Origin of the sequence: Salegentibacter mishustinae (assembly GCF_002900095.1) — a bacterium.
Lineage (GTDB): Bacteria > Bacteroidota > Bacteroidia > Flavobacteriales > Flavobacteriaceae > Salegentibacter > Salegentibacter mishustinae.
Genome location: NZ_LLKN01000002.1, coordinates 1075680 through 1089286, shown reverse-complemented (window position 1 = coordinate 1089286; position 13607 = coordinate 1075680). Strand labels below are relative to the sequence as shown.

13 protein-coding genes are annotated in these 13607 nt (G+C 38.2%); 7 read left to right on the top strand and 6 right to left on the bottom strand.

Annotated elements, in window-relative coordinates; all coding sequences use genetic code 11:
• The first annotated feature begins 59 nt into the window (after positions 1 to 59).
• Positions 60 to 740, top strand: coding sequence for a 2'-5' RNA ligase family protein (locus APB85_RS07815; RefSeq protein WP_057481076.1), 681 nt, complete (start codon positions 60 to 62; stop codon positions 738 to 740).
• 146 nt (positions 741 to 886) lie between these two features.
• The gene (locus tag APB85_RS07810) at positions 887 to 1753 is read left to right on the top strand and encodes a hypothetical protein (protein ID WP_103294436.1); all 867 of its coding nucleotides are present in this window, start codon (positions 887 to 889) and stop codon (positions 1751 to 1753) included.
• 168 nt (positions 1754 to 1921) lie between these two features.
• Here APB85_RS07810 and APB85_RS07805 read toward each other — a convergent pair whose 3' ends face one another.
• Positions 1922 to 2998 carry an IS110 family RNA-guided transposase gene (locus tag APB85_RS07805; protein WP_057482356.1) on the bottom strand — a complete coding sequence of 359 codons (1077 nt, stop codon included), beginning with the start codon at positions 2996 to 2998 and terminating at the stop codon, positions 1922 to 1924.
• A 302-nt stretch (positions 2999 to 3300) separates the two neighbouring features.
• Here APB85_RS07805 and tnpA point away from each other — a divergent pair, with 302 nt between their 5' ends.
• The 4 genes from tnpA (at position 3301) to APB85_RS07785 (ending at position 6138) form a co-directional block, all read left to right on the top strand.
• The gene (gene tnpA / locus APB85_RS07800) at positions 3301 to 3585 is read left to right on the top strand and encodes an IS66 family insertion sequence element accessory protein TnpA (protein WP_057481886.1); all 285 of its coding nucleotides are present in this window, start codon (positions 3301 to 3303) and stop codon (positions 3583 to 3585) included.
• Positions 3578 to 3919: an IS66 family insertion sequence element accessory protein TnpB gene (gene tnpB / locus APB85_RS07795; RefSeq protein ID WP_083482204.1), complete on the top strand. Its 342-nt coding sequence runs from the start codon at positions 3578 to 3580 to the stop codon at positions 3917 to 3919. The genes tnpA and tnpB overlap by 8 nt, the downstream gene beginning before the upstream one ends.
• A 75-nt stretch (positions 3920 to 3994) precedes the next feature.
• Positions 3995 to 5545: an IS66 family transposase gene (tnpC, locus tag APB85_RS07790; RefSeq protein ID WP_057481887.1), complete on the top strand. Its 1551-nt coding sequence runs from the start codon at positions 3995 to 3997 to the stop codon at positions 5543 to 5545.
• A gap of 125 nt (positions 5546 to 5670) precedes the next feature.
• Positions 5671 to 6138 carry a DUF1905 domain-containing protein gene (locus APB85_RS07785; protein WP_103294435.1) on the top strand — a complete coding sequence of 156 codons (468 nt, stop codon included), beginning with the start codon at positions 5671 to 5673 and terminating at the stop codon, positions 6136 to 6138.
• A 348-nt stretch (positions 6139 to 6486) separates the two neighbouring features.
• On the opposite strand, the gene APB85_RS07780 is transcribed toward APB85_RS07785, so the two are convergent.
• A complete protein-coding gene (locus tag APB85_RS07780) occupies positions 6487 to 7542 on the bottom strand; it encodes an IS110 family RNA-guided transposase (RefSeq protein WP_057482355.1) in 1056 nt (351 codons plus the stop codon).
• Positions 7543 to 8211: 669 nt separating this feature from the next.
• Between APB85_RS07780 and APB85_RS07775 the strand changes: the two genes are divergently transcribed.
• A complete protein-coding gene (locus tag APB85_RS07775) occupies positions 8212 to 9852 on the top strand; it encodes an RNA-directed DNA polymerase (protein WP_057481888.1) in 1641 nt (546 codons plus the stop codon).
• Positions 9853 to 10023: 171 nt separating this feature from the next.
• Here the strand turns inward: APB85_RS07775 and APB85_RS17585 are convergent, their stop codons facing one another.
• From APB85_RS17585 to APB85_RS07760, 4 genes are all read right to left on the bottom strand, one after another.
• The gene (locus tag APB85_RS17585; RefSeq protein WP_255351501.1) at positions 10024 to 10146 is read right to left on the bottom strand and encodes a hypothetical protein; all 123 of its coding nucleotides are present in this window, start codon (positions 10144 to 10146) and stop codon (positions 10024 to 10026) included.
• 2 nt (positions 10147 to 10148) lie between these two features.
• Positions 10149 to 11273, bottom strand: a complete 1125-nt coding sequence (locus APB85_RS07770; RefSeq protein WP_103294434.1) for an IS91 family transposase — start codon at positions 11271 to 11273, stop codon at positions 10149 to 10151.
• Complete coding sequence (locus tag APB85_RS07765; protein WP_317042967.1) at positions 11270 to 11860, bottom strand: tyrosine-type recombinase/integrase; 591 nt, start codon at positions 11858 to 11860, stop codon at positions 11270 to 11272. Before APB85_RS07765 ends, APB85_RS07770 begins: the two co-directional genes overlap by 4 nt.
• A gap of 551 nt (positions 11861 to 12411) precedes the next feature.
• Positions 12412 to 13488 (bottom strand): IS110 family RNA-guided transposase, encoded by a 1077-nt coding sequence (locus APB85_RS07760; RefSeq protein ID WP_057482356.1) that lies wholly within the window; start codon positions 13486 to 13488, stop codon positions 12412 to 12414.
• Positions 13489 to 13607: the final 119 nt, after the last annotated feature.

Sequence of the window (13607 nt, the reverse complement as noted above, 5' to 3'; positions counted from 1 at the left end):
ACTTGCGATAATCGAGACCGTTGTGCAGCATTGCTTTGAAAATCGAGGAAAAAAGAAAAATGAATCTGACTGAACACTATAAAAAACTTTATGAAAGTTCAATCATAAATATCGAAAATGGAGATTATCGAACTGATTTATTAATTGATTCTCCAGCTGATAGAAGATTCGGAATAACTTTATTGATAAGACCTCCCGAAAATGTAAAAAACAGAATTCAGCTATTTTTGGATGAATTAAAACAAATTGATCCTTCGCAATATTATTATCCAAATTCAGATATTCATATCACAGTAATGTCAATTATTTCGTGTTATGAAGGTTTCCGATTAGATCAAATTTCACTTCCCGATTATATCGATTTGATTAAAGAAAGTTTGAGTGAAATTGACAGATTCGAAATAAAATTTAAAGGAATTACAGCTTCCGATTCAGGAATAATGATTCAAGGTTTTCCACAAAATGATATTTTAAATGATCTGAGGAATAACTTAAGAACAAAATTTAAAAATTCAGACCTGGAGCAATCAATAGATAAAAGATATTCTTTACAAACAGCGCATTCAACAGTTTTAAGATTTAGAAGAAAACTTCAAAATAAAAATAAGTTTTTAGAAATCATCGAAAAATATAAAAACTATGATTTTGAAAGTTTCGAAGTAAAAAAATTAGAATTAGTTTTTAATGATTGGTATCAAAGAAAAAAGAATTCAAAATTGCTAGAAAAATTTAGAATATAGCAACGCAGCACAACATCGCATATTCGCAATTGCGGCCATTCAGCTAAAAAGAGAATTTATAGAAACCAAGAATTAAAAAACTAAAACGGACAAATTCGTATCTTCACTACCACAACTGACGAATATACGTAACCGTTACCAAAAATATGCTAAAGAAAGTTTTCGTTTTCATATATCTTATAACTCCACTCCTTGTTTCTAGTCAAATAAGGGAAAGATTAAATCAAACAGATTTAGAAAGGAGAAATCTAAATAATAAAGTAAAAATCTTGGTACATAAATACTATGATGTTAAGAATTTTAAAGATTCAACTTACGAACTTAGAATTGAGAATTTTTTTGGTCCGAATAGTTACAAATTAGTGTTTAATCAAGAAGGTTATTTACAAAATCGAATAGGTTTGGAAGGAAAAGTCGATTCCTTATATCAAGTTACCTCTTGGAATTATAAATATGATGACAAAAATAGAATATTAGAAGAAGAAAGAATTCATTTTAAATACGAGGATACAGTTAAGTGGACTTACAATTATATTGGAGATTCAATAATTGATGTTAGACAATATGATAATACATACAAAACACTATATTTTAAATACAAACAAAAAGATAGACAGGAGATATTAACTACTTCAAATTCTGATAGTTCTTATATCTCAAAAAGTTTATTTGAGTACGATAAATTCGATAGATTGATTAGATCAGAAGAATATGAAAATAAAGATTTTATTCAAGATTTAAGAATATATACATTTAAAGATTCTACATCAAATCAAAGATTTAAGGAGTTAATAATTTGGCCAAAATTTAATGATAGCTTTTTTATGGTATTTGATTATGACCAGTACGGCAATCAAATCAGCTGGAAACAAGAATGGTTTGATAGAGAAGAAATAAGTACGAGTCGTACTGAATATGAATATGATTCAGAAAATAATTGGATTGAGAAAAGATTCTTCAATTATGATAATAAATTAATCCATGTTGTTAAACGCGAAATCACATATTTCTAGGAAAGCATACTTTAGGTAACAACGGTTCATCGCCAATAGGCGGCAGCTTTAGAAAGAAAATAATTAACTAGATCAATAAACCAATACTAAGCCGACAAATCCGCGTCCCTTACTCCGCCAACTGGCGATAGGTACTGTGTTATAAAACAAATATTTTTGATTAAAGTTTTAGGAAGAAGTCAATGCTAAATTGCTTCTATCCTGTGCAGCAAGGACTTCGGTTCTTGCTGTCTTTTTTTGTTCATATTCCGGATCATAATTGATCTCATTCTTCCATAAGCTGTACATCAGTACTAATAACTTGCGCTCTACCGCCACCAAAGCAATCATAGGTTTAGCCTTAGTAGGTTTCACGCGTTCATAGAACTTCTTCAATGTGGGATTACATCGAACAGCGGTCATCGCCGGCATATAAAGTGCCCGACGGATATTTTTATTCCCTTTCTTACTAATTCTGGTCTTGCCTTTATAAGCTCCAGATTCTTTCAGCACTACATCAAACCCTGCGTAACTCGTAAGTTGCTTGGCGTTGGTAAAACCAGTGAAACCTAAGGTTTCACCTACTACCGTAGCTGCAGACACAAAAGAGATTCCCGGAATACTTTCCAAATGCTTTATTCTACCCTTTAAATAAGAGCTGGCATTGATCAATTCCATCATCTCTTTCTCTATTTCCTCCAATTGCCTAGCAATCAATTTTAAGCGTTGTTTATAACGTCTTAATTCTCGTTTGTTGCTGTATACAGAATGTTCACTAGCATGAAGCCTATTCTTTTCTATTTGCTTCTCCTTTAACAAAAATGAACGTTCCCTACTAAGACCTTTTAATTCTCTTAAAATTGGATCAGGTGGTGTCCATAAAGGTAATGCTCGTTCACAGCCAAGCATAGCTAGCATACGGCTATCCAATGCATCAGTTTTGGATCTTTGGTCCAGACTTTGGGCATAACGCTTAACACGACCAGATTGCATCACGCTCACATTAAAACCAGCTTCATAGAGGTAGTACACAAAGGCTTCATGATAGATACCTGTAGATTCCATTACAATCCACAGATTCTCACGAGAGGCTACTTGCTTATCAAGCCATCGTATTAGTTTTTTAAATCCGGGAAGATCATTACTAACTTCAAAAGGATCTTCAAACTCTTTTGTTAGGTTAACCGTTAGGCGGCAAAGACAGACGGCCAGATTATCTTTAGATACATCTACTCCCAAGGCTACTTTTAAAATGTGGTGCTCCATAATTGTTTAATTATAAACCCAATTCTCCATCACTTTTGCTCGTCTTTGATACGATCTCTAAAAAGGATCCAGGTACTGTTCAAGTTCTGAGAGAAAAATGGAAGGGTGGAATTTCTATCGCACGATATCATTAAATAAAATGTATCTACCGAAACCTCATTATCCCTTCCATTGGTTTAATTATTAATTCCTATTTTTAGCTAAATTACCTCGATAAAGCTAACATACGAACGTATCCACCCCACCAAACCCGTATTGTTAAATAAATATACTGAATTTAGCTTTGCTCAAAAATATTTATAATGAGTAAAGAACAAGAAATGTTTGCTTTGATTGAGGAGTATGAAAGTAGTTCTCTCAGTGGGAAGAAATTTTGTAAAATCAAGGGTTTGGTTCCGTCCACCTTTTACTATTGGAAGAAGAAAAAATACGGCCAGAACAGTAGTACAGGATTTGTGACAATAACCCCAACAAGGTCTTCTGTGCCTATGGAAGTCGAACTTATTTTCCCCAATGGCGTTCATCTTAGAATGAACGGTTCAGATCCAGAACTTATAGCTAAACTGGTGCAGTTGCGGCATGTTTAGCCTTAACTCCTCTAACACCTATCATTTCTATTGCAAGGCTTGTGATATGAGAAAATCATTTAATGGCCTGAGCGGATTGGTGAAAAATGAACTAAACCGGGAGCCTACCAGCGGTGATGTGTTCGTTTTTCTTAATCGGAATCGCACCCATCTCAAGCTGCTCCACTGGGAGCGGGGCGGCTTTGTTTTATACTACAAACGCCTGGAGCGCGGAAGCTTCACTCCGCCCGTAATTAAAGAAGATCAGACCAGTTTTACCTGGCCGCAATTGGTCCTGATGATAGAGGGTATTACGGTTGAAAAAAGTGTTCAGAAACTGCGCTATTCTCACTAGAAAATAATGGTGTTTTATCAGTAAAAACAAGGGTTCACGGTAGGTTTAATAGGGCTGTTTTTGTATCTTTAACCCATGCAAGAACCCTTAGAAAACCTTACTAAAGATCAGCTTTTGGCCCTCCTGAAGAAGGAGACGAAAAAGAGGGAAAAAGCTGAAAAAAGTGTTTCTAAAAGGGAACAAGAAGTTGAAAAAGCACAGCATAAGATTGCTGACCTGAAATTCCAGGTGGAGTATTACAAACGCCTGGCCTTTGGCCAAAAAAGAGAACGCTTCGAAGGGGATAAAAACCAGATGAGCCTTCCCTTTGAAATGGAACCCCAAAAGGCAGCAGCACAAGAATCCGAGTTAAAAGAAAAGCTCAGTGACCAACCTCGCAAAAAAACTTCCAACCACAAAGGAAGAATGGCCCTTCCGGAGCATCTTGAGGTAAAAGAGATCGAGATCTATCCCGAGGAAGATCTTACCGATATGGTTTGTATCGGCAAAGAAGTGACCGATGAACTGGAATACGAACCTGCTAAATACTATATCAAACGTTACATCCGCTATAAGTATGCTCCTAACAATAAAGAGGGAGTGATCATCGGGGAACTTCCCGAGCGGGTGATTGAAAAAGGAATCCCGGGAGCCGGACTCCTGGCTTCGATTTTAGTCGATAAGTACCAGGATCACCTTCCGCTTTACCGGCAGCTCCAACGCTTTAAACGAGCAGAGATCCCTATAGCATCTTCCACCCTGGAAGGCTGGACCAGGCAAAGTCTTAAAATCATCGATATCCTTTATCAGCACCTGCTGGAGGATATTCGCTCCAAGGGCTACCTGCAAAGTGATGAAACACCCATAAAGGTGATGGATCCAGCTAAAAAAGGAAAAACACACCAAGGCTATTATTGGGTACATCATTGTCCTATAGATGGTACCGTACTCTTTGATTATCAGCCCGGGCGTAGCCGTGAGGCTGCCGATCATGTATTGGCCGGCTTTAAAGGCTACCTTCAAAGTGATGGCTATGCCGCGTATGATAAAATCGGCAAACGTGAAGGGGTTACTCACCTGAACTGCTGGGCCCACGCCAGAAGGGAATTTGACAAGGCAAAGGATAATGACAGGGAGCGCGCTGAAAAAGCCCTGAGCTTTATCCAGAAACTCTACGCGGTGGAAGCCCAGGCGCGGGAGCAAAACTTAAGTCCTGCGCAGCGTAAATCTCTGCGCCTGGAAAAAGCATTGCCTGTTATCAATGAATTTGGAAAATGGATGTTCGATCAGATGAAACATCAACTGATCCTTCCCAAGAGTCCTATCGGGAAAGCCTTTAAATATTCTATGGATCGTTGGGACCAGCTCAGCGCCTATCTTTTTGATGGTATTCTGGAGATTGATAATAATTTAGTGGAAAATGCCATCAGGCCATTGGCCCTGGGCAGAAAGAATTACCTATTTGCGGGTTCTCATTCAGCGGCAGAAAGAGCCGCAGGAATCTATTCCTTCTTTGCCATCTGTAAAAAACACGAGGTGAATCCATATGAGTGGCTCAAATATACCCTGGAAAATATCATGTCTATCAACCATAAAGACATCCGGAATCTCTACCCTCAGAACTACAAGAAATTACAGCAAGTTTAGATCAAGCTTACCAGAAGGTAGCCAAGTAAATAAAATTATGCTAAATTAGAAGATGTGGTTAGTGGGCCGCATACATACGAACCGAGACCGTTACCTGCAATATCAGAAAAAGTATAAATAATACAATGAAAAAAATTGTCGATAATCAAAAGCTTGAATTAGTCTATAAAAAAGGGAATGGAGCTTGGACATACCATATTGTCATACCAAATACGGCCGATATAGATGGAACTTGGGGTTCGCTAAAAGTTTCTGGTTTACTTGATGATTACGAGTTAAAAGAAATGAATTTGGCCCCAAGGAAGGAAGAAGATAAAATGATTTCAATAAACGAAGAAATCAGAAATGCAATCGGTAAAAGTGGTGGTGATAAAGTTACCGTAACCTTATACCTGCATACACACGACAGAATCAATAACAATTCGGAAATTCTCAAATGTTTTGAAGATGCAGGCGTAAAGGATTCGTTTAAATCATTAAATAAAAATGAACAAAAAGAAATTATAGATGATATCACTTCAAAAACTACAGAGGCCAAACAAATTGAACAAATAAACCACCATATCAATCTGTTACTTAATCAGAATAATTAAACAGTAGAATAAATACTGCAGGTAACAACGGTTCCTATGAAAAGCAATAATCGCTTCTCTCAAATTTAATATTTTATTTTCTCTTATCTCATTATGATGATGATTTTGTAGTGTTGAATTTGTTGACAAGCCTTTTCACTCCTCGAGTTGCTTGTCAATAATTCAATACTTAATAACCTGCCCGGGCTCCTATTTGTGGTCATTTGGTTTTGAAACGCCACCAGCATCGCTATGATTCCGGTTATATAATCCTGTCCACTTGCTAATAAAATGTGATCCACTATGGTCACCACCGTTGTTTTGTGGTACTGGATAAGTTTGTCTAGGGCTTGGTCATTTATATTATTTTCATGCTACCACTCCTATTTCATAAGGAGTTTCTGTTTTTATAACTGCTAAAGTCCGACTCAGTAATTTATGGGCCACCTTTATGATAATCTTCTTACTATCTTTTCCAACATGCTTACGGTAATAGGCCTGCATGATAGGATCTGTTCGTACAGCCTGCCAAGAGGCTTCTACAAAATAGGATCGCATTAAACGCTGAGCCCTGGGGGTCATCCCGGTAGTTCGAGAAGTAGCCCCACTCTGATAGATACCAGGTGCTATTCCAACATAACCAGCCAGATGCTTCAGGGTATTAAAACGTCGCAGGTCACCTAACTCGGCTAGAATACCAGCTGCTACGATACCTCCAATCCCAGGAACACTCTTTAGCAAATAATAATCCTTTTTATAATGGGTACGCGCGTAAGCTCTTATTTGATTAGAAATATGTCGGAATTCCTGATCCAGAAATCGAAAACTTCGAAGTTTACTAGCCAGACTCTCGTTAGCCGTCCCATGGGAGAATTCCTGAACTTCTAACCAAGTGCGAAAGGCATGGCTCCAGTGGTCGTTATCAAATTCCCGAGGAAGCTTTACCCCAAAGTACAAGAGTTGCATCTTGATCATGCTTTTAATACGTCGAAGATCTTTGCTCAGACTATAGCGTCTTCTAAATAAACTTCGAAAACATTCTCGCTCTTCCCCAACAATTTGGATACTCTCCAGACGACCATCTTTGAGTTCCCGGCTAATGAGCTGGGCATCGATACGATCGGTCTTAGTATACTGTTCTTTACCCTTACGATGGATATCTGCTGGATTTACTACCAGAGACTGCCATCCGTAAGATTCAAACTTCCGATGTGCGGCATAGCCAAAGCACCCTGCTTCGTAGGCAATACTAACCTGGTGATCCGGATAATGCTTTCGAACATATTTATAAAGGATCTCGCAATGTGGCTCCATACTGAAGGATTTACCTGAAAAAAGATCGGTACTACAATGAATCTTCCAGCTTGACTTGTGGATATCAAGGCCAATGAATAACTTTGGTAAGGCAGTAACTCGGGTTTCCATATCTTTAATGTTTTAGTGAATTTTAAAGATAACCGATTACTGCTTTTTCATTGATGCTATAGCAAATAGCGGGTTTTGCCGAAAAAGTGTAATTTAGAAAACCAAGAAAGGAAAAGGTTAAGCTGACAAATTCGCGTCCCTATTCCCGCTACTTGTCCATAACCGTAACCGTTACTTGCAATAGCTCCGGACAGAAAAAGAGAACTTTAATAAGAAAAACTCACTCAAACGCGGACTTATAAAAGTCGAACTAAAAGATAGATTTTAGTAAAAAAGAGAACAAAAAATAAAATGAAAACTCACTCTGACGGACTAAAAATCGTAGAATTAAATAGAGTTTTAGAAAGTAATTTTAATAAAAAATAGAAACAATAAATTCTTCACTCTTGCGCAAAAAAAATGAAAAATAAATAATCACTCAAACTCTAAAAATCTACAAGAAAAAGACTGACAAAGATTAAAACTAGAAGGTGATCGGCAAATCTCCCGTGCTTACTCGAATGGGTCGCTACAGCAAGTAACATCGGTTAAAGAAAATAGCTTAGGTTTAGCTAGAATTCTATATTTTAGAAGTCTAAATTAAACCTGGTTAAGCCGACAAGTTAGTTTTTCCCTACACGCTACTTCCCTTAACCAAAACCGTTAGCGATAATATTTAAAACCAAAAATTTGAACTTAAAAGAATTACTACAAAAAGGATATTTTCCTAAAGAATTACCGCCACCATTTCAAACTGAACAATTCTCTGCCGAAATTGATGATATTAAATGTGATTGGTTATCGGTATCCGTAACTCTGACCAATCCAAAAAAGAAAAAATTTAGAGAATCAAGATGGGTTACACACTCCCTTCCCAAAATAGGTTTTTCAAGGAGGCTTTTGGGAATACCAAATCCATTACACCAAACGGAATTAGCAGAAACGATAATTGACAAATGGACAGAAATTACGGATATATATGATGATTCCAATTTTTCGACAAGTAAGCCAGTAGAAGATCCAGACAATAAAAGGGCATACGTTCCAGAATTTAGTTTTACAGATTTCAAAAGAAAAAGATTTATCGAGTCTTTCGATAAATTATATGAAGTTAAAACCGACATTTCAAGGTTTTACGCGACAATCTATACTCATAGTATTCCTTGGCTAGTTCATACTAAGCCAATAGCGAAATTAAATCGTTCGAATTTAACAATGTTGGGGAACAAGCTAGATAAAGATTTGAGAGTTTCAAATTCCGGTCAAACAGTAGGAATTCCCATAGGACCCGATACATCGTTAATCGTAGCCGAAATAATTTGCTGTAAATTAGATGCAATTCTGGCGAGTAAATTCAATTGGGTAAAGGCTTTTAGGTATTATGATGATTATTACATTTACACAGAGGATAATGCTCAAGCAGAGAAAGTTTTTAAATTTTTACAAGGACTTTTTACCGAATATCAATTAGATGCTAATGAGGAAAAAACTAAAATTAGTAAATCGCCACAAATTTTAGAGTTTGATTGGTCGATAAATTTGGGATCCTTCATTTTTAGAAACAATCCAAAATCTCAAAAAATAGATTTAGAAAGATACTTCAGCTTATCTTTTCAATATCAGCTAGAAAATCCAAAAGAATCTGTATTAAAGTTCGCAATAGCAAGAATTAAGTATATTTTCTTTTTAAAAGACTCCTGGGAGTTGTATCAATCATATTTGCTAAAAGCCATGATGACAGAACCTTCAGTAATCATGGACGTTGCAAAAATATTAATTTCTAATATTTCAAACGTTGATAAATCTAGGCTAAAGTCTGTTTTAGAATATATTATTAAAGAACATACACCTAAAGGCCATCATTCAGAAGTAGCTTGGTCTTTATGGCTCTTTAAAGAGTTTAATCTAAAACTTACAAATAAAAATGCTGATTTAGTTCTAAGCTCAAATGATATATGTTCAATATTAATAGTTTTGGATTTAAAGGATTCTGGATTAGTTAACTCAACTGTAGACACAAGCCATCTTGAAATAGATCTCACTACAGATTCTTTGATGGACGATAAATGGTTATTAACGTATGAAAGCATTAAGAAAGGATGGTTAACATCTGGAGTAAATACGATTTCAGATAACGAATACTTTGATATTCTTTTTCAAAGAGATGTTGAGTTTTATGATAATAGTAGAAGGATTGAGCCAATAAAACCAATACCAAAGAAAATAGAACAAAAAGAAAATGCTAAACCAATTGCAAAACCTAAAGAAAAAGAAGAAGAGTTGACAGATGAACAGAAAGATGCACTAATGTATAGTCAATCATCGTATTAAATACTATCGCTAATAACTAAGCGTTCGTGTGGCCGGAACGGCCGAACATGAACGCCCTGTTGACTAAACCGTTTCTTTGCCGGTCAGCCATATATGGGGATTAGTCTGTTTTTAGGAGGTAGTATTTGTCGGATAGTAGACCTAGCCTCTATGCAAGATATCGGCTTTTGGCTATTGACCTAAGGTCAAGCTGCTTTTTACTATGGTTTTTCCCTGATACTTATAGGATTTAATACAATTTTGATCGTTTTGAGCCATAGGTTTCCTGTTACGCCCGGAAGGATCGTTTTTCATACTTATTTATTTGATTGCTTTCTTAGTTTTTCCGTCCAGTATCCTGGTGGGCCTCGCGGGGTAAAGGTAGTAAGGGTCACCAATTTTCCTTTCTTGCATACCGGGCACAGGCGGTGTTGAAGTGGTTTACGCTCTGTGAGTTGTACCCGTCCCAGACTTTGCTGTAGCTGGGTAAGGGTGATTTTTTTATGATAGGAACTCAAGATTCCATAATGCCGTATGCGAACAAATCCTTTGGGAAGTATGTGAAGTGCGAACCGTCTGATGAACTCTGCATCGGATAAACGTAACAAGGATTTTCTTCCTGCGCGGCGGTAGTCCTTCACAGAAAATGTAACGCTTTCATTATCCAGGTTTTTAATTCGATGATTACTGATGGCGATCTTATGAGTATAGCGGCCAAGGTATTCCACCACCTGGGTGGGACCTAAAAAGGGTTGTTTGCAGTAGATTACCCAATCATATTTAAAAAGGCTTTCGTAGAAGTCTTTGGGTTGTGGTTCCAGTTCCTTGCGAAGTGAAGCCACAAAACGAGCCCTAAAAACCTTGCTCATAGCCTTAACCGGGAACAGGTATTTGCCTTTGCTTTTTGCAGGTTTCCATTTACCATTTTGGGCAATGCCACCGCCGGGAACAATACAGTGCAGGTGTGGGTGCAAAGACAGGTTTTCTCCCCAGGTATGCAGGACGGCGATCATTCCGGGTTTGGCACCTAAAAATTTATGGTTGGATGCAAAACCCTGAATCACCTGCCATGCGGTTTTGAACAATAACCTGTATAGCAGTTCCGGCCGGTAAAGGCACAGGCGGTTAAGTTCCTTGGGTAGGGTAAAAACCACGTGGAAGTAAGGTACATTAAGAAGTTCCTCTTCCCGTGCCCGGATCCATGCTTCCTTTTTATGTCCCTGGCACTTGGGGCAATGGCGGTTCCGGCAACTATTATAACTAAGGTGAAGCCTATGGCAGGAAGGATTGTTGCAGCGGTCTATATGGCCACCCAGGGCAGCAGTGCGGCATTTGCGCAAGGCGTGAAGGGTTCTTGTTTGCCAGCTGTTGTAACAATATTTGGATAAAGATTCCGTGTTCCTTTCCAGGACCTGGGCCACCTCATAGGCAGCAGGTTTCACGCCTGTTCTTTATAGAGCCGGTCCAACGGACTGAATGGCTTTTGCCTACCTAGTTGTGCCACATGAAGGTAGGTGAGGGTGGTTTGGATATCTGCGTGTCCCAATAGATCTTTGACACTGATAATATCCAATCCCATCTCCAAAAGGTGGGTAGCATAGCTGTGCCGAAGGCTATGTGTAGTGATTTCTTTTTGGATCCCGCTGTGTTTACGGGCTTCGCGAACGATCCATTGCACCCCCATGGCAGATAACTGAGCTGGATCACCTTTCCTGTCGTTGCCATTAAAGCACCAGGTGGTAGGATTGTCTACAACAATATATTTTTTTAGGCCACGGACCTGCATCTGGGATAATGGAACATACCGGTCTTTTCTTCCTTTTCCCTGGCGGATGTGAAGCATTTTACGATCAAAATCCAGGTCTTTGAGCTGGAGGCTGCGAAGTTCAAAGCACCGAAGGCCACAACCGTAGAGCATTGCCAGTACCAACCGGTGCTTGAGCAGTTTGGGCGTTTTAAGCAGTTGCTTTACTTCACTACGGCTTAACACTACTGGAAGTTTGTGGGGACGTTCAATGGAAGGTAACATGACCCGCATTGCTTTCATTCCAGAGATACGATAAGCATAGCGAAGGCCATAAATGGTATGCTTAAAGAAACTATCCGATGGTGTTTTGTGCTGGGATTTTAGAAGGTGCAGGTAGTCCAAAACCTGTTCTTCATCGAGAACCAGGGGACTACATTTAAAATGGAGGGACATATGCGCGAGGCAGCGGGAGTAGTTGGTAAGGGTACTTTGACTTTTACCGGCTAGTTCTACGGAACGCTTTAATTTACGGTACAGCTGATCAAACTCAGGTACAGAATTACAGGCCCTGTCAATGAGGGTACTACTTTTTTTTCATAACTTTAAATATTATAATTAGAGATACTTAAAGGTAGTGAATAGTGATTTAGCGATCTCTTGAAGCTACCTTTAGGTTTAGTTCAACATCGGTTCATCGCAAATAACGGGTTTAGTCGTAAAAGTGTAATTTTAGAAACCAAGAAAGAAAATAACTAAGCCGACAAGTCCGCGTCCCTATTCCCGCAACTTGCGATAGGTACTGTGTTATAAAACAAATATTTTTGATTAAAGTTTTAGGAAGAAGTCAATGCTAAATTGCTTCTATCCTGTGCAGCAAGGACTTCGGTTCTTGCTGTCTTTTTTTGTTCATATTCCGGATCATAATTGATCTCATTCTTCCATAAGCTGTACATCAGTACTAATAACTTGCGCTCTACCGCCACCAAAGCAATCATAGGTTTAGCCTTAGTAGGTTTCACGCGTTCATAGAACTTCTTCAATGTGGGATTACATCGAACAGCGGTCATCGCCGGCATATAAAGTGCCCGACGGATATTTTTATTCCCTTTCTTACTAATTCTGGTCTTGCCTTTATAAGCTCCAGATTCTTTCAGCACTACATCAAACCCTGCGTAACTCGTAAGTTGCTTGGCGTTGGTAAAACCAGTGAAACCTAAGGTTTCACCTACTACCGTAGCTGCAGACACAAAAGAGATTCCCGGAATACTTTCCAAATGCTTTATTCTACCCTTTAAATAAGAGCTGGCATTGATCAATTCCATCATCTCTTTCTCTATTTCCTCCAATTGCCTAGCAATCAATTTTAAGCGTTGTTTATAACGTCTTAATTCTCGTTTGTTGCTGTATACAGAATGTTCACTAGCATGAAGCCTATTCTTTTCTATTTGCTTCTCCTTTAACAAAAATGAACGTTCCCTACTAAGACCTTTTAATTCTCTTAAAATTGGATCAGGTGGTGTCCATAAAGGTAATGCTCGTTCACAGCCAAGCATAGCTAGCATACGGCTATCCAATGCATCAGTTTTGGATCTTTGGTCCAGACTTTGGGCATAACGCTTAACACGACCAGATTGCATCACGCTCACATTAAAACCAGCTTCATAGAGGTAGTACACAAAGGCTTCATGATAGATACCTGTAGATTCCATTACAATCCACAGATTCTCACGAGAGGCTACTTGCTTATCAAGCCATCGTATTAGTTTTTTAAATCCGGGAAGATCATTACTAACTTCAAAAGGATCTTCAAACTCTTTTGTTAGGTTAACCGTTAGGCGGCAAAGACAGACGGCCAGATTATCTTTAGATACATCTACTCCCAAGGCTACTTTTAAAATGTGGTGCTCCATAATTGTTTAATTATAAACCCAATTCTCCATCACTTTTGCTCGTCTTTGATACGATCTCTAAAAAGGATCCAGGTACTGTTCAAGTTCTGAGAGAAAAATGGAAGGGTGGAATTTCTATC

Excerpts from the sequence above, each read along its gene's own strand:
- APB85_RS07815 (WP_057481076.1), top strand. The coding sequence starts at position 60 with ATGAATCTGACTGAACACTATAAAAAACTTTATGAAAGTTCAATCATA.
- APB85_RS07810 (WP_103294436.1), top strand. The coding sequence starts at position 887 with ATGCTAAAGAAAGTTTTCGTTTTCATATATCTTATAACTCCACTCCTT.
- APB85_RS07805 (WP_057482356.1), bottom strand. The coding sequence starts at position 2,998 with ATGGAGCACCACATTTTAAAAGTAGCCTTGGGAGTAGATGTATCTAAA.
- tnpA (WP_057481886.1), top strand. The coding sequence starts at position 3,301 with ATGAGTAAAGAACAAGAAATGTTTGCTTTGATTGAGGAGTATGAAAGT.
- tnpB (WP_083482204.1), top strand. The coding sequence starts at position 3,578 with ATGTTTAGCCTTAACTCCTCTAACACCTATCATTTCTATTGCAAGGCT.
- tnpC (WP_057481887.1), top strand. The coding sequence starts at position 3,995 with ATGCAAGAACCCTTAGAAAACCTTACTAAAGATCAGCTTTTGGCCCTC.
- APB85_RS07785 (WP_103294435.1), top strand. The coding sequence starts at position 5,671 with ATGAAAAAAATTGTCGATAATCAAAAGCTTGAATTAGTCTATAAAAAA.
- APB85_RS07780 (WP_057482355.1), bottom strand. The coding sequence starts at position 7,542 with ATGGAAACCCGAGTTACTGCCTTACCAAAGTTATTCATTGGCCTTGAT.
- APB85_RS17585 (WP_255351501.1), bottom strand. The coding sequence starts at position 10,146 with ATGAAAAACGATCCTTCCGGGCGTAACAGGAAACCTATGGCTCAAAAC.
- APB85_RS07765 (WP_317042967.1), bottom strand. The coding sequence starts at position 11,860 with ATGTTACCTTCCATTGAACGTCCCCACAAACTTCCAGTAGTGTTAAGC.
- APB85_RS07760 (WP_057482356.1), bottom strand. The coding sequence starts at position 13,488 with ATGGAGCACCACATTTTAAAAGTAGCCTTGGGAGTAGATGTATCTAAA.